The organism is Paractinoplanes lichenicola, from assembly GCF_016785085.1.
In the GTDB taxonomy this organism is placed as follows: domain Bacteria; phylum Actinomycetota; class Actinomycetes; order Mycobacteriales; family Micromonosporaceae; genus Actinoplanes; species Actinoplanes lichenicola.
The window spans coordinates 38,958-56,275 of the sequence record NZ_JAENHO010000014.1; the positions used below are offsets into that span (position 1 = coordinate 38,958).

14 protein-coding genes are annotated in these 17,318 nt (G+C 72.6%); 2 read left to right on the plus strand and 12 right to left on the minus strand.

The genetic code is table 11. From position 1 onward, the window contains the following. Window positions 1-11: 11 nt before the first annotated feature. Genes cobA through cobC form a run of 3 tightly spaced genes read right to left on the minus strand, consistent with a single transcriptional unit; the run spans window position 12 to window position 3,303 of the window. The gene (cobA, locus tag JKJ07_RS39295; protein ID WP_202997101.1) at window positions 12-1,199 is read right to left on the minus strand and encodes a uroporphyrinogen-III C-methyltransferase; all 1,188 of its coding nucleotides are present in this window, start codon (window positions 1,197-1,199) and stop codon (window positions 12-14) included. Then, window positions 1,196-2,254, minus strand: a complete 1,059-nt coding sequence (gene cobT / locus JKJ07_RS39300) for a nicotinate-nucleotide--dimethylbenzimidazole phosphoribosyltransferase (RefSeq protein WP_307834640.1) — start codon at window positions 2,252-2,254, stop codon at window positions 1,196-1,198. Before cobT ends, cobA begins: the two co-directional genes overlap by 4 nt. Then, complete coding sequence (cobC, locus tag JKJ07_RS39305; RefSeq protein WP_202997102.1) at window positions 2,251-3,303, minus strand: Rv2231c family histidinol phosphate aminotransferase CobC; 1,053 nt, start codon at window positions 3,301-3,303, stop codon at window positions 2,251-2,253. The genes cobT and cobC overlap by 4 nt, the downstream gene beginning before the upstream one ends. A 65-nt stretch (window positions 3,304-3,368) precedes the next feature. Here cobC and JKJ07_RS39310 point away from each other — a divergent pair, with 65 nt between their 5' ends. Then, entirely contained in the window at window positions 3,369-5,591 is a 2,223-nt protein-coding gene (locus JKJ07_RS39310; protein ID WP_202997103.1) for a transglycosylase domain-containing protein, read from the plus strand. Here the strand turns inward: JKJ07_RS39310 and JKJ07_RS39315 are convergent. After that, window positions 5,588-6,208: a TIGR03086 family metal-binding protein gene (locus JKJ07_RS39315; protein WP_236030673.1), complete on the minus strand. Its 621-nt coding sequence runs from the start codon at window positions 6,206-6,208 to the stop codon at window positions 5,588-5,590. The genes JKJ07_RS39310 and JKJ07_RS39315 overlap by 4 nt on opposite strands. A gap of 124 nt (window positions 6,209-6,332) precedes the next feature. Further along, the gene (locus JKJ07_RS39320; RefSeq protein WP_202997105.1) at window positions 6,333-7,790 is read right to left on the minus strand and encodes a cobyrinic acid a,c-diamide synthase CobB; all 1,458 of its coding nucleotides are present in this window, start codon (window positions 7,788-7,790) and stop codon (window positions 6,333-6,335) included. Window positions 7,791-7,891: 101 nt separating this feature from the next. Here JKJ07_RS39320 and JKJ07_RS39325 point away from each other — a divergent pair, with 101 nt between their 5' ends. Further along, on the plus strand, window positions 7,892-8,977 hold the full coding sequence (locus JKJ07_RS39325; protein ID WP_202997106.1) for an SURF1 family cytochrome oxidase biogenesis protein: 1,086 nt from the start codon (window positions 7,892-7,894) through the stop codon (window positions 8,975-8,977). 37 nt (window positions 8,978-9,014) lie between these two features. Here JKJ07_RS39325 and JKJ07_RS39330 read toward each other — a convergent pair whose 3' ends face one another. From JKJ07_RS39330 to JKJ07_RS39360, 7 genes are all read right to left on the minus strand, one after another. Continuing rightward, window positions 9,015-10,748, minus strand: a complete 1,734-nt coding sequence (locus tag JKJ07_RS39330; protein WP_202997107.1) for an ATP-dependent DNA ligase — start codon at window positions 10,746-10,748, stop codon at window positions 9,015-9,017. A gap of 73 nt (window positions 10,749-10,821) precedes the next feature. Beyond that, window positions 10,822-11,118: a hypothetical protein gene (locus JKJ07_RS39335; RefSeq protein ID WP_202997376.1), complete on the minus strand. Its 297-nt coding sequence runs from the start codon at window positions 11,116-11,118 to the stop codon at window positions 10,822-10,824. 79 nt (window positions 11,119-11,197) lie between these two features. Further along, window positions 11,198-12,679 (minus strand): FAD-dependent monooxygenase, encoded by a 1,482-nt coding sequence (locus JKJ07_RS39340; RefSeq protein ID WP_202997108.1) that lies wholly within the window; start codon window positions 12,677-12,679, stop codon window positions 11,198-11,200. A gap of 10 nt (window positions 12,680-12,689) precedes the next feature. Then, entirely contained in the window at window positions 12,690-14,045 is a 1,356-nt protein-coding gene (locus tag JKJ07_RS39345; protein ID WP_202997109.1) for a dipeptidase, read from the minus strand. Between the two features lie 21 nt (window positions 14,046-14,066). Then, window positions 14,067-15,128, minus strand: coding sequence for a M48 family metallopeptidase (locus tag JKJ07_RS39350; protein WP_202997110.1), 1,062 nt, complete (start codon window positions 15,126-15,128; stop codon window positions 14,067-14,069). Next, window positions 15,125-15,724, minus strand: a complete 600-nt coding sequence (locus JKJ07_RS39355; RefSeq protein ID WP_202997111.1) for a uridine kinase family protein — start codon at window positions 15,722-15,724, stop codon at window positions 15,125-15,127. The genes JKJ07_RS39350 and JKJ07_RS39355 overlap by 4 nt, the downstream gene beginning before the upstream one ends. Next, window positions 15,717-17,300, minus strand: a complete 1,584-nt coding sequence (locus JKJ07_RS39360) for a cobyric acid synthase (RefSeq protein ID WP_202997343.1) — start codon at window positions 17,298-17,300, stop codon at window positions 15,717-15,719. Before JKJ07_RS39360 ends, JKJ07_RS39355 begins: the two co-directional genes overlap by 8 nt. Between the last annotated feature and the right edge of the window lie 18 nt (window positions 17,301-17,318).

Here is a 17,318-nt window from a genome sequence, read left to right on the forward strand (position 1 = left end):
TAGTGACCGTTCTATACCGCTGCGTGCACGACCTCGCCGATCACCACGACCGCCGGCGGCCTGATGCCGGCCTCGGCGACCGCCCCCGCCACCTGGCCGAGCGTGCTGCGCAGCGAGCGCTGGTGGCTCGTGGAGCCCTCCTGCACGACCGCGGCGGGGGTGTCGGCGGAGCGGCCCTCGGCGATCAGCCGGTCGGCGATCTTGCTCAGGTTCTTCAGGCCCATCAGCACGACCAGGGTGCCGCGCAGCCGGGCCAGGGCCGCCCAGTCGACCAGCGAGTCGGCGTGCTCGGGCGGGATGTGCCCGCTGACCACGGTGAACTCGTGCGCGACGCCGCGGTGGGTGACCGGGATGCCGGCCAGCGCGGGCGCGGCGATCGAGCTGGTCACGCCGGGGACGACGAGCACCGGCACCCCGGCCGCGGCACAAGCGATCGCCTCCTCGCCGCCGCGGCCGAAGACGAACGGGTCGCCGCCCTTGAGCCGCACCACGAACTTCCCCTCGAGCGCGCGCTCGACCAGGATCCGGTTGATCTCCTCCTGCGCCGCGGCCGGCCCGTACGGGATCTTGGCGGCGTCGACGAACTCCACCTCGGGCCGCAGCTCGCCCAGCAGCAGGCCGGGCACGAGCCGGTCGGCCACCACGACGTCGGCCGCGGCCAGCAGGCGGCGACCCTTCACGGTGATCAGCTCGGGGTCGCCGGGCCCGGAGCCGACCAGCGCCACGCCCTTGTGCTCGCCGGCGACCGGCGGGCTGCTCTCGAGGGCGTGGGCGACCAGGTCGCGGACGGCCATCGCGCGCCGCCGGTCGCCGCCGTCGGTCACGGCCACGGTGACCTGCCCCTGCCGGGTCACGGCGGGGGTCCAGGCCGTCGCCGCGTCACGGTCGTCAGCCCGTACGCAGAAGACCCGGCGCTCCTCGGCCGCCGCGCTGACCTGCTCGGCCGCGGCCGGGTCGTCGATCGCCACGTGCACCAGCCAGGCGCCGTCGACGTCGGCCGGGGTGAACCGGCGCTCGCTCCAGCTCGCCCGCCCGGCGTCGACCTGGCCGCGCAGGGCCGGGGTGAGCTCGGGCGAGACGATGTCGACGACCGCGCCCGCGGCGAGCAGGGCGGGCACCCGGCGGGTGGCCACGGCGCCGCCACCGACGACCAGCACGCGGCGGCCGGCCAGCTTGAGCCCGAGGGGGTAGATGCTCATTTCTCCGACACTCCGGCCGAGTCGAACGTGGCGACCTCGTGCAGCACCCGCACGGCGGCCTGGACGACCGGCAGCGCCAGCGCGGCGCCGCTGCCCTCACCCAGGCGCATGCCCAGGTCGAGCAGGGGCTCGAGGCCCAGGTGGGCCAGCGCGACGGAGGCCCCGGGCTCGGCCGAGCGGTGACCGGCGACCATCGCGGCCACCGAGTCGGGGGCGAACGCGGCGGCGGCCAGGGCCGCCGAGGCGGCGATCACGCCGTCGACGATCGCGGGGACGCGCTCGGCCGCCGCGCCGAGGATGAAGCCGGTCAGCGCGGCGTGTTCGAGCCCGCCGACCGCGGCGAGCACGCCGAGCGGGTCGGCCGGGTCGGGCGCGTGCAGGGCGAGCGCGCGCCGCACGACGTCGACCTTGTGCGCGAGCATGGCGTCGTCGATGCCGGTGCCGCGGCCGGTCGCGGCGGCCGGGTCGCTGCCGGTGAAGACGGCGATCAGGGCGGCCGCGGGGGTCGTGTTGGCGATGCCCATGTCGCCGGTGAGCAGGCATTTCGCGCCCGAGGTGACCAGCGCCCGGGCCACGCCGACGCCGACCTCGAGGGCGGCCAGCGCCTCCTCGCGGGTCAGCGCCGGGCCCACCGACAGGTCGGCCGTGCCGCGGCGCACGTTCGCGTCGAGCAGGGTGGCCCCGCCGTGCAGCGGGACGGCCACGCCGACGTCGACGACCATCACGTCGGCCCCGGCCTGCCGGGCGAACGCGTTGACGACCGCGCCGCCGGCCACGAAGTTGGCCACCATCTGGGCGGTGACCTCCTGCGGCCAGGGGGTGACGCCCTGAGCGTGCACGCCGTGGTCACCGGCGAAGACGGCCACCGTGGCCGGGGTGGGCAGGGGCGGCGGGCAGACGCCGGCGAGGCCGGAGAGGCGTACGGAAAGCTCCTCGAGCGCACCCAGCGAGCCGGCCGGCTTGGTCAGGCGGGCCTGGTGATCGCGGGCGGCGGCCATGGCCTGCTCGTCGGCGGGCCGGATCGCGGCGAGGGTCTCCTCCAGGACGGCGGTCACAAGCGCTCCTCCAGCACGGTGGTCAGGGTGTCGACGAAAGCGTCGGTGGTGGCAGTGTCGCGCACCGCGATCCGCAGCCAGTCGGCGCCCAGCCCGGGAAAGGTGTCGCCGCGGCGCACGGCATAACCCCGTTCCCGCAGCTCAAGGCGGATTTTGTCGGCGCCGGGGAGGCGTACGGAAACGAAGGCACTGGCCGGATCGCCCGCGACCGTGAGGTTCGGCACGTGCCGGAGCCGTCGCACCAGGTGCGCGCGCTCGGCCGCGAGGCGGGTCGCGATCACCCGTTCGGCCTCGACCGCGACCGGCGAGGCGCAGGCGATGGCGGCGGCCAGCGCGGGCGTCGAGACGGCCCAGAGCGGCTGCGCGGCGGCCAGGCGGGGCAGCAAGTCGGCCGGGCCGAGCAGATAGCCGATGCGCAGGCCGGCCAGCCCCCACGTCTTGGTCAGGCTGCGCAGCACGACCAGGCCGGGCAGGTCGGCCCGGCCCGCCAGCGACTCCGGCTCCCCCGCCACGCCGTCGCGACAGGTCGTGTCCGAGAACGCCTCGTCGACGACCAGCACGCGGCCGGGCCGGGCGAGCCGGGCGATCTCGGCCGCCGGGTGCAGCACCGAGGTCGGGTTGGTGGGGTTGCCGACGAAGACCAGGTCGGCCTGGGCGGGCACGAGCGACGCGTCGAGGCGGAACCCGTCCTCCTCGCGCAGCAGCACCCGCTCGACGGTGTGGCCGGCGTTGCGCAGGGCGGCCTCGGGCTCGGTGAACTGCGGATGCACCACGACCGGGCGCCGGGCGTCGCGCAGGGCCTGGGCCAGCAGCACGAAGGCCTGGGCCGCGCCCGCGGTCAGCAGCACCTCGGACGGGTCGCGGCCGTGCCGGGCGGCCACGGCGGCGGTCGCCTCGGTGGCGTCGGGATAGGCCGCGAGGCCGCCCAGCGACTCCCGGAGGGGCTCGGCGAGCCATGCCGGCATGGGCTCGTGACGCACGTTGACCGCCAGATCGATCAGTCCGGCGCCCACCTCCGTGTCGCCGTGATGGCCGAGGTCGACAGTCATGGCCTCAGCATGCCCGACCCGATCGGCGTCTTACTTTCGGCCGATCCGTCCGGTCATGAATAGTTTTGTCATACCTTCATATGGTGGCAGCCGGAAAAGTCGCTCCCCTCGTCCGTGCCGGCCTGATCGCGGGTCTCGTGATCGCCGGTCTCGCCTACCCCCTAGCCGCCCTCGCCGGTCTCGGCGTCAAGGCGGGCACCGAGGCTCTGCAGAGCCTGCCCGAAGAGTTGATCGAGGTGCCCACGGCCCAGACCACCTACGTGTACGCCAAGGACAACCGGACGCTGCTGACGATGTTCTACGAGGAGCATCGGAAGCCGATCAAGATCGCCGACATGTCGCCGTACATCACGCAGGCGATCGTCGCGTCCGAGGACACCCGCTTCTACGAGCACAACGGCGTCGACGCCAAGGGCGTGGCCCGCGCGTTCGTGGCCAACCAGAAGGCGGGCGGGGTCTCGCAGGGCGCGTCGACGCTGACCATGCAGTACGTGCGGATGGCGCTGCGGGACGGCGCGCAGACCCCGAAGGAGGCGCTGGAGGCCACCGAGCAGACGACCCAGCGCAAACTGCGGGAGATGCGGATGGCCATCGAGCTCGAGAAGCGCATGTCGAAGCAGGAGATCCTCGAGCGCTACCTCAACGCGGCGTACTACGGCCACCGGGCGTACGGGATCTTCGCCGCCTCTCAGGTCTTCTTCTCCAAGCTGCCCCGGGACCTCGACCTGAACGAGGCCGCGCTGCTGGCGGGCCTGGTCAAGGCGCCGTCGGCCTACGACCCGGCGACCCAGGACCGGCAGGCCGCGACGAGCCGGCGCAACTACGTGATCGACCAGATGCTCAAGATCAAGGCGATCACGCCGCAGCAGGCCGCCCAGGCCAAGCGCGAGCCGATCAAGCTCAAGCTGAGCGCGCCACCGAACGACTGCATCAGCATCGCCGGCAAGCACAACGACTGGGGCTTCTTCTGCGACTACCTGAAGTCGTGGTGGAAGGAGCAGCCCGCCTTCGGCAGCAACCCGATGGAGCGCGAGGAGAACCTGCGGCGCGGCGGCTACCGGATCGTCACCTCGATCGACCCCAAGGTGCAGGCGTCGGCGATGAAGCACATCCTCGACAAGGAGAAGCGGCGCAGCCGGATCGCGCACGGCCAGGTGATCATCGAGCCGAACACCGGCCGGGTGGTGAGCATGGCGGTCAACCGGCGCTACTCGCTCGACCAGCGGGACAACGAGAAGCACAGCCGCTTCCGCAAGCTCAAGGGCAACTATCCGAACACGGTGAACCCGCTGCTCGGCGGGGGCTCGATGGCCGGCTACCAGGCGGGCTCGACCTTCAAGATCTTCACGATGCTGGCCGCGCTCGACGAGGGGATGCCGCTGAGCACGTCGTACTACAGCCCGCAGCGGTTCTACTCAAAATACATCACCGCGCCCGGACCGGCGACCTGCGGGGTGCACTGGTGCCCGAAGAACTCGACGGCGTCGATGACCGGCGATCAGACCATGTGGAGCGGCTTCGGCAAGTCGGTCAACACGTACTTCGTGCAGCTCGAGCAGAAGGTCGGGGCGGACAAGGCGGTCAAGATGGCCGAGCGGCTGGGGCTGCGCTGGCGCACCGACATCGACCGCAAGCTGGCCTCGCCCGAGCACGCCTCGGGGTGGGGCGCGTTCACGCTGGGGGTCAGCGACGTCACGCCGATCGAGATGGCCAACGTCTTCGCCACCCTGGCCGCCGAGGGCAACTACTGCGAACCCCTGCCCGTACGGGCGATCAAGACCAGGGACGGGAAGGACGCGACCTTCAAGGGGAAGGTGATCGCGGCCCCGCGCTGCCACCGCGCGGTCAGTGCCGACGTGGCTCGCGCGGCCACCGACGCCGCCCGCTGCGTCACCGGCTACGGCGCGGCCCGGGGCGGCTGCGGCGGCTGGGGCACCTCCGAGATGGTCTACGGCACCTTGAAGCGCCCGGTGGCCGGCAAGAGCGGCACGACGGACAGCAACAAGAGCGCCTGGTTCTGCGGCTTCACCCCGCAGCTGGCCGCGGCCGCCTTCGTCGCCGACCCCGACAACCCGGAGAAGAACGTCGGCTCGAACCGCTCGACCACCTCGAAATTCACTGTCGCGGAGACGTTGAAGGACGCGTTGAAGGGCCAGCCGAAGGCGAAGTTCACCCCGCCCTCGGACGACCTCGTCTCGCGCTGGCGGGACCGTGACCGCGACCGCGATCGGGACAGCGACTACGACAGCGAGCGGGACGACGAACGGGACGACGAGCAGGGCGACTAGGCCGCCGCGGCCCGGCGCCGGGGCGGCGGGCGCCACTTGGCGTCGCGGCCGGCCAGGGCCAGGGCCTGGTCGAGCAGGGTGGCCTCGTCGTCGACGGGCACGACCGGGCCGAACAGGCCGGGCGTGCCCTCGGCGGGGCCGCCGGACAGGAACTCGATGAGCGGCTCGAGGGTGCGCGGGTCGGCGAAGTATTCCTGACCGGTGCCGCGGGCGAGATCCCAGCTGTGCATGATCAGCTCGCTCATCGCGACGTGGCCCAGCGCGGCGGCCGGCATGGTGACGCCGCCCGCCTGCGACGTGCCCGTCCAGGCGGCGGGATCCTTCCACGCCGTGGCCAGGTCTTCGAGCAGGACGGGCAGGCGGCTGCGCCAATGCCGGCTCAGATGCTGGGCGGAGGGGACGGGCGCCGACGTCGTCTCGGCGGCGCTGAAGCGCTTGTGGGCGGCCTGGGTGAAGGCCACCGACAGACCCATCAAATGGTCGAGAAGGGTGGCGACTGTCCACTCGGGACAGGGCGTGGGATTCGACAGCTCGCCGTCGTCGACGCCGAGCAACAGTGCCCGCAGCCCACGGACCGGAGGGTCGAAATCCAGAGGAACACGATCGGCCACGGCCATCCTCCTTCGCGTCGTACCTGTTAACCCCACGTTACGGCCGGGGTACGACAGTTTCTCGCTCGCCGAAGGGCGTTTTCACGGATGCTTCCCGGCAGCGCGCATTTCCGCATGTCGATCTTGCATTTCAGGACGTGGTGATGTCTACCGTGTCACTGAGATTCGGCTTCGGCTCGAGTTGCGCCGGAGGCTGCACCGGCCGCACGGGGACGGGCGGCAGCAGCGGCGCCGGTCCCGCCATGGCGGCCGAGACGACCCGCTTGGCGATCTCGGGCGCGGCCGCCCAGTGCAGGCCCAGCTGCGAGGCGTGCACCTGCCGCCAGACGAAGCCCTCGGGGTTGCCGCCCGACCAGGTCCAGGCGGGGACGGCGCCGGCACGCGGCGTGACGATCGCCCGGTGCTGTTTGTAACCGGTGATGCGGGCGCCGGCCGGGGCCAGCGGCGAGGTGGTCGGCGCGGTCGCCTCGCGATAGCCGGCCACGGTCTGCTCGCCGGTCTCCGCCGTGATGTCGAGGACGGCGCACATCGGCCGGCCGTCGAGGTCACGGCCCAGCCACGGCAGCGCCACCCCCTCGGCGATCACCGGCCAGCCGTCGGCGGCGAACTGGGCCACCGCGTTGCACAGCCGGCGGTTGGCCGACAGCTCCTCCGCATAGCCCTCGGGCAGGCCGCCCCCGACGATCAGGGCCCGGGTGCCCGCGGGCAGGCACTCGTCGCGCAACGGGTCGACCACTGCCACGTCGGCGCCGGCCGCGGTGAGCAGCTCGGCCGTCTCGACGTACGTGAAAGGGGCGCCCGGGCCGCCGGCCAGCGCGACCACCGGACGCTGCTCGAACGCCTCGCCGCCGGCCGCCTCCCCCGGCGTCCAGATCGGGCCTGGCAGCGGGGGCGCGGAATTCGCCAGCGCCATGATGCGGTCGATGTCGAGACCGGCGCCGACGGCCTCGCCCAGCCGGCGCACGGCCCGGCTCGCCTCGACCGTACGGTGGGCCACCGGCACCGGGCCGTGCGAGCGCGCGGGCAGCACATTGGGCAGGTCACCGCGGCGCAGCGCGCCCAGCACCGGCATGCCGATGTCGTCGAGGGCGGTACGCAGCATCTGCTCGTGCCGCGGCGACGCGACCCGGTTGAGGATCACCCCGCCCAGGTGCACCATCTCGTCGAACATGCGGAAGCCGTGCACCAGGGCGGCCAGGGAATGCCCCATCGACGCCACATCGACGACCAGCACGACCGGGGCGTGCAGCACGGCGGCGACCGCGGCCGTCCCGTCGATCTCGGGCTGGCCGGTCAGCGAGTCGAACAGGCCCATCGCGCCCTCGATCACCGACAGCTGCGCGCCCGAGGAGCCGTGCAGGAAAAGCGGAGCAATGCGCTGGGCGCCGACCAGCCGCGGATCGAGGTTGCGACCGGGGCGGCCGGCGGCGAGACCGAGATAGGCGGCGTCGGTGTGATCCGGGCCGACCTTGAACCCGGCCGCCGGGATGCCCCGAGCCGCGCACGCCGCGAGCAGGCCGACCGCGATCGCGGTCTTGCCGTGCCCCGAGGCGGGGGCGCTCACGACCAGGCGGGGCTGGGCGCTCATCAATGACTCTCCCGGTGCGTGTATCGCCTGCTGTCGACTGCCGGAGTGGGACAGTACCCGGCGCGGGCGCCGGCCAGCAGGGCGACGGGTAGCCTCGTTGCGTGTACCGCTTCCTGCTGAGCCCCCGCTGGCTCGCCGCGGCCGCGCTGGCCGTGGCGGCGGCGTTGGTGATGGTGATGCTCGGCAACTGGCAGCTGCGGCGCTACGAGGAGCGCAGCGCGATCAACGATCGCATCGACGCCGCCGATTCGGTAGCCGCCGTCCCGCTCACCTCGGTGCTGACCCGGCCGGCCACCGCGGGCGTGGCCGGCGCGGCCCCCGGCAAGGACCTGGCCTGGACAAAGGTGACCGTGAGCGGGCGCTACGACCCGGCCCACGAGATCCAGGCGCGGGGCCGCACGGTCGACGGGGACGTGGGCTTCGAGATCGTGACGCCGCTCGTGCTGGCGGACGGCACGGCCGTGCTGGTCGACCGGGGCTGGGTGCCGGCGCCCGCCGGCGGGGCCCTGGCCGCGCCCGAGGTGCCGCCCGCGCCGAGCGGCCCGGTGACGGTGGTCGGCCAGGTGCACCTGTCGGAAAGCCGACCCGCGGCGATCGAGCAGCGCAACGGGCGGCTCGACACCCGGCGGATCTCCCTGCCCAGGCTCGCGCCGGAAATGCCCTACCCGGTGTACGGGGCTTATGTGCTGCTCACCACCCAGACGCCGGCGGCCGATACGGCCTTCACGCGCATCCCGATCGACCACGAGGACTCGTGGCAGAACGGGGGGTATGCGGTGCAGTGGTGGCTGTTCGCGCTGATGGCTCTGGCCGCCTATGGGTATTACGCCCGCAAGGAGGCGAAGGGGCCCGCACCGGCGCGGTCACCGGCCACACCGGCCCGCGCCCCCGTCGGCGACCGGGTCGAGGAGGCCGACCGGCGGCGCGCGGCTTCAGGCGACCGCGTGGAAGAGGCCGACCGGCGGCGTGCGGCTTCAGGTGATCGCGTGGAAAAGCCCGACCGGCGGCGTGCGGCTTCAGGTGATCGCGTGGAAGAGGCCGACCGGCGGCGTGCGGCCGCGTCGGGTGACCGGGTCGAGGAGGCGGATCGCAAGCGGGCCGCCGCGAAGGCGACGCAGGGTGACCGCGTCTCGGATGCCGACCGTGCCCGCGAGGCCGCGGCCCGGGGCGGAACCGACCAGGCCTGACCGCACAGACCGGTCTGGCGCGCCGCTCGACCTTGTTCTACTCGGGTGTGGCGTGGCCTCCGATCGCGCGGACCGTGTCGATCGTGTCGGCCTCGGTGGCCGGCTTGTCGTCGCGATAGCGCAGCACCCGGGCGAACCGCAGGGCCACGCCGCCGGGATAGCGCGGGGACGTCTGCACGCCGTCGAAGGCGATCTCGACCACCTGCACAGGCCGCACCCGCACCACCCAGCCGTCGTCGCCGGTCGCCAGCTCCTGGAAGCGCTCGGTCTGCCAGCGCAGCAACTCGTCGGTCAGGCCCTTGAACGTCTTGCCGAGCATCACGAACCCGCCCGTCTCGGGGTCGCGCGCACCCAGATGCAGGTTGGACAGCCAGCCCTTGCGCCGGCCGTGCCCCCACTCGACGGCCAGCACTACGAGGTCGAGGGTGTGCCGGGGTTTGACCTTGACCCAGGCCGAGCCGCGGCGGCCCACGTCGTACGGCGCCTCGGCCGCCTTGATGACCACGCCCTCCTGCCCGGCCGCGAGCGCGGCGGCGAAGGCCGCGGCGGCCTCCTCCTCGCTGGTCACGGTCGTGCGGCCGACGATCAGGTCGGCGGGCAGCGCGTCGGCCAGCGCCTGCCAGCGGACGTGGCCCGGCTCGTCGATCAGGTCGACACCGTCGAGGTGGAGGATGTCGAAGAAGAACGGCACCAGCGCCAGTTGATCACCGGGCCGGGCCGCGCCACCCGAGCCACCGACAGCTTCAGGACCGACGGCCGCGTCGGAGCCGGCGGTCGCATCGGAGCTGGCGGTCGCGTCGAAGCCAGCGGTCGCGTCCGAGTCGGCGGGCGCGGCGGACTGGACGGCGGTCGCGGCGGACTGGGCGGCGGGCGCGGCGGACTGGGCGGCGGCGGCCGACTTGCGGCGCGCGGCGGCCGTGCCCCGAGTGGCGGCCCGGCTTGAAGTCTCCTGGAACGGCCGCGGGCGGCCCGAGGCGTCGAGCGTCATCGCCTCGCCGTCGAGCACCGCCTCGCGCAGCGGAAGCTTGCGGACGGCCTCGACCACCTCGGGCATGCGGGCGGTGATGTCGTCGAGGCTGCGGGTGAAGACGGTCACGTCGTCGCCGGAGCGGTGCACCTGGATGCGGATGCCGTCGAGCTTCACGTCGACAGTCGCGGGCATGCCGGTGGCCAGCAGGGCGGCGCCGACGTCGGGCGCGCTCTGGGCCAGCATCGGGGTGAGCGGGGTGCCGACCCGCAGATGGATCTCGGCCAGGGCGGCCGCGCCGCCACCGAGCGCGGCCACGGCGACCTGTTTGAGATCGCCGGAGAGCAGCAGCGCCCGGCGCACCGCAGTCAGCGGCACCTCGGCCGCCTTGGCGATCGCGTCGGCCAGCAGCCCGGCCTGGGCCCCCTGGCGCAGCTCGCCGCTGAACAACCCGACGAGCAGGCGTTGCTCGTCGGCCGTGGCCGCGCCGAACAGGGCGGCCACCAGCTCGCGCCGCCGGGCCTGCGAGCCGGCCCCGGCGACGACGGAGATCTCGGCGATCAGCGTGTCGACCGCGGCCACCGTGAGCGTGGGCTCGGCCGCAGGGGCGGGTCGCTCGCGCAGGCTCGCATAACCCACGCCGGTCTGCCGCTGGCGCAGCTCGCCCGCGAGATAGGCCGAGCCGGGACCGATCTCGCCGGGCTCGAGCCGGCGCAACGCGTCGGCCAGCAACTCGACCTTCGCCTTGCGCCCGGAGGTCGCCGCGACGGCCGTCGAGGTCGCCGCCAGATCCAGGAATCGCACCAACACATCCTGGCAGCACCCCCTGACATTTTCGCCCCGAAGATCGCCGCCGGGGCGAAGAGGAGCGGAGCGCTCAGGCGGCTCGCGGCTCGGAGATGCGGAAGCCGCGGGCCCGGACGGCGTCGGCCACCCGGGAGAGCTGAGCGTCGATCTCGCACAGCGTGGCCGACAGCTCCTCGAGATGGTCGGTGAGGGCGCCTTCGGGCCAGTCGGAGACGTCGACCTCGTCCATGGCGCGGACGGCGAACCGCAGCCGGGCGATGGCCTCGAGACGGTCATGGGAGCGCAGGCGATCGATCGTGTTGCGCGGCCCGGCCAGCTTCGGCCGCACCACCAAGGACACCGTGGCGGGGAGATCGTTCGAACGCATGTTCGATATCCTAACAGGACGAGATCGCGCCCCGCACCGGTTTGCTCTGGGTGACGGGCCGCCCGAGACGCAGCGTGACTCAGCCCCGCATCAGGGCCGGAAAGACCCCGGCCGCCTCGTCCAGCCCGGCCTCGGCGGCCACAAATCCGTCCGGACGCACCAGATAGAGCCGCCCCGAGGCCAGGCCGGAGGCCGGCGGCGCGGGCGGGAAGACGTGCACGGCCACGCCCAGGTCGGGCACGTCCGAGGCGGCCACTCCGCCGTACGCGTGAATCTGCCACCGCAGGTCGCGCAGCACCGCGAAGTTGCCGCCGGCCCAGGGCAGCCGCCGCCCCACCACGGGATCGCGCCGTCCACCGGCCGCGGCCTGCGCGTTAGGCGTCATCCAGTAGTGGATGCGGGTCTGCGAGACGTATTGGAACAGCCGCGAGCCGCCCGAGGCGCGGGGCAGGAACCGCACCCCGACCGGCGCCGCCAGCGGCACGAAGATCCGGCGCAGCGTGCGGAACAGCGGCCGCTGCGAGGTGATCGCCCCGAAGAGGCGGTCGGTCGTGGCCACCAGCGTGCGGGCGACCGGGCGGCGCTCGGCCTCGTAGCGGTCGAGCCAGGCGTCCTTGCGGCGGCCCTGCAGCACGTCGGCCAGCTTGAAGGCCAGGTTGTGCGCGTCCTGCAGGCCGGTGTTCATGCCCTGGCCGCCGACCGGCGAGTGCACGTGGGCGGCGTCACCGGCGAGGAAGAACGGCCCGTCACGGAACGTCGCCGCGACCCGGTGGTGCACCTTGTACGTCGCGAACCAGCGCGACTCGGCGTACGTGACCGCGAAGTCCTTGATCCGCGGGCGCACGTCCTCCTCGGTGAGCCGCCCGTCGCCGTCGTCGTCGCGCACGAGCCCGATCAGGCGCCACGCGTTGCGGCCGCGCATCGGGAAGCCGAGCAGGAAGTCGGACTTGCCCGGGCGTACGTTGATCGCGTTCTCCACCAGGCCGCCGACGCCCAGCGCGTCGATGACGTAGAAGCGGTGCGGGTTGGTGACGCCCTCGAAGGCGATGCGCCGCGCCTTGCGGACCGCCGAGTTCGACCCGTCGCAGCCGACGCAGAAGCGGGCCCGGACGGTGTCGTTGCCGACCTTGGCCTCGATGCCCTCCTCGACCTGCTTGACGGCCGTGATCGGCGTCTCCCAGCGCACGCCGGCGCCGAGCTTCTGCAGGTTCTCGTAGAGGATCTCCTCGTTGCGGCTCTGCTCGAGGACCTCGATGAACGGGTGTGGGCTGACGTCGCCGCCGAGCGGGCCGAGCGGGACGCGCCCGAACGCCCGGTCGAGGAAGCCGGGCGCCACCGCGTCGGCCCGGTGGGCGGCGTCGAGCACCTGGTCGCCCAGGCCGAGCTGGTCGTAGATCTCGAGGCTGCGGGCCTGGACGACCAGGGCCCGCGACTCGCGCGTGGGCCCCTCCTTGCCGTCCGCCACGATCACGTCGACCCCGAGTTTGACCAGCCAGTTGGCGAGCATCAGCCCCGTCGGGCCCGCACCCGCCACCAGCACGTCACACGACAGCTCGGCCATCGGCCGCTCCCTACTTCGAAGTCGAGTTCTCCGCCACGTTCTTGAGGAGCAGGGCTTCGGCGACGCAGACGCGCTCGAACTCGCCGAGGTGCAGGCTCTCGTCCGGGCCGTGGGCCGCCGAGTAAGGGTCCTCGACGCCGGTGACCAGGATCGCGGCCTGCGGGAAGAGCTCCTGGAAGGTGGCGATGAACGGGATCGAGCCGCCCACGCCCATGTCGACCGGTTCGGTGCCGTCCCACGCCGAGCGGAACGCGGCCCGCGCGGCATCGAACACCGGGCCGGTCGCGTCGATCACGCAGGGCGAACCGTCGGCCTCGAAGGTCACCTCGACCTGCGCGCCCCACGGCACGTGCTTCTCGAGGTGGGCGCGGACGGCCGCGTAGGCCGACTTGGGGTCGTCGCCGGGCGCCAGCCGTACGGAGATCTTGGCTTTGGCCGTGGGCTGCAGGGCGTTGGCCGCCTCGAACGTGCGGGGCGCGTCGATGCCGAGCACCGAGATCGACGGCTTGGTCCAGATGCGGTCGGTGATCGAGCCCTTGCCGATCAGCTCGACGCCGTCGAGCATGCCCGCCTCGTGCCGGAACCGGTCGGCCGGATAGTCGACGCTCGCGCCCTCGCGGCCGACGAGCCCGTCGACGGCGACCTCGCCGCTCTCGTCGTGCAGGGTCGAGAGCAGGCGGGCCAGCGTGGTCAGGGCGTCGGGCACCGGGCCGCCGAACATGCCGCTGTGCACGGCGCTCTTGAGCACGCGGACCTCGGCGAACAGGTTGACCAGGCCGCGCAGCGAGGTGGTCAGGGCGGGCTGCCCGATGTCCCAGTTGCCGGAGTCGGCGATCACGATCACGTCGGAGCGCAGCTCCTCACGGAACTCCTCGATGATCGCGTCGAGCGAGAAGGAGCCGAACTCCTCCTCGCCCTCGACGAAGACGACCACGCCGACGGGCAGCTGGTCGCCGAAGGCCCGCAGCGCGGCGACGTGGGCCATCACGCCGGCCTTGTCGTCGGCGGCGCCGCGCCCGTAGAGCCGGCCGTCCCGCTCGACGGGCTCGAACGGGTCGCTGCTCCACAACGCCGGGTCGCCCGTGGGCTGCACGTCGTGGTGGGCGTAGAGCATGACTGTCGGCGCGCCCTCGGGGGCGGCCTTGCGACCGATCACGGCGGGCTGGCCGCCGCGCCGCACGATCTGCGTGTCGAGCCCGCAGCCGCGCAGCAGCTCGGCCACCGCCTCGGCCGACCGCTCGACCTGCGAGTGGTCGAAGCCCTCGAAGGCGATGCCCGGAATGCGAACCAACGCTTCCAGGTCGGCACGGACTCCGGGCATCTCGCGCGCGATGGCGGCACGCAGGTCGGTCTCACTCAAGCTCATATGAGTGATCCTAGGGGTCGTTCAGTTGCCTTCGTCGTCCTGACGGTTGCGGCGCGACGCGTCGCCCATCCAGCCCCGGGCGCCCCGCGCGGCCGATCCGGCCAGGTCAGCCGCGCCGTCGCCGAGCTTGCGGAGCAGACCGACGAGCGGATCCTGCGAATTGTTGAAGGTCTCCCGGTACGAGTTGGCGGCGGCCTTCACGTCGTCGGTCACCGAGGCGTCGCCGTCGGAGTCGCGGCGCGGGTAGTCGCCACCGAGAATCTCCGCGTACGCCCCCGAGTCGACCCACTTGCGCAGCTCGTTGGCCCGGGCCACGGGGAACGGGTGGGTGCTCCACGCCGTCATGCCGATCTTGTGGATGCTGTCGCGCAGGTCGCCGCCGCTCTCGTACTCCGCGGCCTGCTCGAGGAAGGCCGCCGTGTCGATCTGCGACAGGTCGCCGCCGCCGGCCAGCTTCATCAGCAGGCGGGTCGAGGCGGCCGGATCCTGACCGGCGAGCAGCCCGGCGCGGTCGGCCGAGAGCTCGGCCTTGCGCCACCACTCGAACATCGCCGCGATGATGGCCCGCAGCGCGATCGCGCCGACGGGCAGCCAGCTCAGGTTGGCGGCCCAGCGGGTGAGGATCATCATGATCGTCTTGTAGACCGCGTGGCCGCTGCGGACGTGGCCGATCTCGTGGCCCAGCATCGCGCGCAGCTCGTCGTCGTCCAGCCGCTCCAGCGCGCCCGTCGTGATCACGATGAACGGCTTGTCGAGGCCGATCGCGGACCCGTTGATGATGGGATCCTGACTGACGTAGAGCTCGGGCAGCTCGACCACGTCGAGGGTGGTCGCGGCCTCGGTGAAGCGCTGGTAGACCCGCGGATACTGCCGGTGGTCGACGCGGATCGCCCCGGCCAGGAACTGCAGCCGGAAGCCGCGCTCGTTCCACATGCCGAAGAACGTCTTGACCACGTCGTCGAAGCCGCGCAGCTCGCGCAGGGCGGTCAGCGCGCCGCGGTCGGCCGGATGTTCCCAGGCCCGCGAGCTGATGCCGGTCAGGGTGATCCGCCGGCGTACCGGGCGGTTCTCTTCGTCGGTCATCGTGCCCACCCCTTCGAGAAATATCCCTCTGCGGCCTGTGTCGCACCGTCGACGATCAGGTCGGCGTGCTCGGCCGTCTCGTCCGCGGCGAAGTGCCGGTCCTCGGCGGCCCGCCAGCGCCCAAGGTACTTCCGATAAGCAAGAGTGTCGTCCCCGTCGCGGGCGATCGCGCGTTCCCAGCGAAGTCCGGCCGGCGCGTCCACAAAAACGGCCAGGGTCAGTTCGGGACGAATGTCGCGCCGGGCCGCACTCACCCCCTCCAGCAGCACGGCTTCCGCGGCGTGCACCGTCACCGGCGTACCGGAAAAATCGCCTTTGACCCAGTTGTACGGCCGGTAGGTGGCCGGCTCACCCTCGCGCAGCGGAGCCAGCACTTTTTCTTCCAGCCGCGTCCAGAAGGTGAACTGGTCGTCCCACCCGTTGAGCAGGTCGTCGGTGTGCACAATCGGGCAGGCCAGCGCCGCGGCGAGCTGATCGGCGAACCGGGTCTTCCCCGCGCCGCTCGGCCCGTCGACGGCGATCAGGCGGGTGCGGCCCAGGCGCGGCTTCAGCCCCCGTACGAACGTCGCCAGCTCGCGAAACGACTGCTCAGCCACGCGCGGGAGCCCCCGGAGGCAGGAACGGCAGCCCCTCGGCCGGGCCCTGCTCGATCAACCGCAGCAGCGCGCCGGTGTCGAGATGCTCCTCGACCAGGTCACCCAGAAGATCAAGAGCGGTTTCCCGTACGGCGGTGAAGCTCGTGCCCGCAGCGACGGTGAACCCGCTCCGGCCGGCCTGGCGCGCGGCCTCGGTCAGGAAGCGGCGCCGGAACTCGTCGGACTCGAAGGCGCCGTGCCAGTGGGTGCCGAAGACGTTGCGCTCGACGGCACCCTCGGGGCGGCCATCGGCATACCGGAGCAGGGGTTGGGAACTCGATCTCGTGACGACGCCGTGGTGGATCTCGTAACCGGAGACGGGCGCGTCGAGGGCCGCACCGATCGAGCGCGTGAGTGTCTTGACCCGCTCAAAAGTGATCTCTACGGGCAGCAGACCCAGCCCCCGTACGCGACCCCGGCCGCTCTCGACCTCGTCGTGGATCGACTCGGCGAGCATCTGGAAGCCGCCGCAGATGCCGAGCAACGGTTTCCCGGCGGCCGCGTGCGCCTCGATCGCCCCCGCCAGGCCCGTGTCCCGCAACCAGGCCAGGTCGGAGACCGTCGCCTTCGAGCCCGGGATCACCACCAGATCGGCGTCGACGAGCTCGGCGGGGTCGGTGGTCAGGCGCACACGCACCCCCGGCTCGGCGGCCAGGGCCTCGGCGTCGGTGGCGTTGGAGATTCGCGGCAGCCGGACGACAGCCACCCTCAGCCACTCGGTCCCGCGCGGGCCCGTGCTGCTCAGTGTCCGATTTGACGCGTACGAGAGTGAGTCTTCGCCGTCGACCCCGACGCCCTCCTCGAACGGCAGAACACCGAGGACCGATCGGCCCGTGGTGGCGGCGATCATGTCGAGGCCGGGCCGGAGGATCTCCAGGCTGCCCCGGAACTTGTTGATCACGAAGCCGGCGATCAGCGCCTGATCGTCCTCGCTGAGCAGGGCGACCGTGCCGAGGAAGGCCGCGAAGACGCCGCCGCGGTCGATGTCGCCGACCACGATCGCCGGGAAGTTCGCGTGCCGGGCCAGGCCCATGTTGACGAAGTCGCCGTCGCGCAGATTGATCTCGGCCGGGCTGCCGGCGCCCTCACAGATCACGGCGTCATATTCCGTACGCAGCTCGGCCAGGGCGGCGTACGCGGTCTCGGCCAGCCGCGGCTTCATCGAGCGATAGTTGCCGGCGGTGACCGTGTCGATCGCCTCACCGAGCAGCACGACCTGACTCGACCGGTCGCTGCCCGGCTTGAGCAGCACCGGATTGAACCGCAGGTCAGGCGTCACGCCGGCCGCCGCGGCCTGCATCGCCTGCGCCCGCCCGATCTCCCCGCCGCGACCGTCCGGGCCGACGACGACCACCGAGTTGTTCGACATGTTCTGCGCCTTGAACGGGGCCACCTTCACCCCGCGGCGGCGCAGCCAGCGGCAGATGCCCGCGGTGAGAATGCTCTTCCCCGCATCCGAGGTGGTGCCGGCGACCAGCAACCCGCCACGACTTTTCGCAGCGCCGTCAGACCCGCTGCTCATCGCCCCGCTGCTCATCGCCCCGCTGCTCATCGC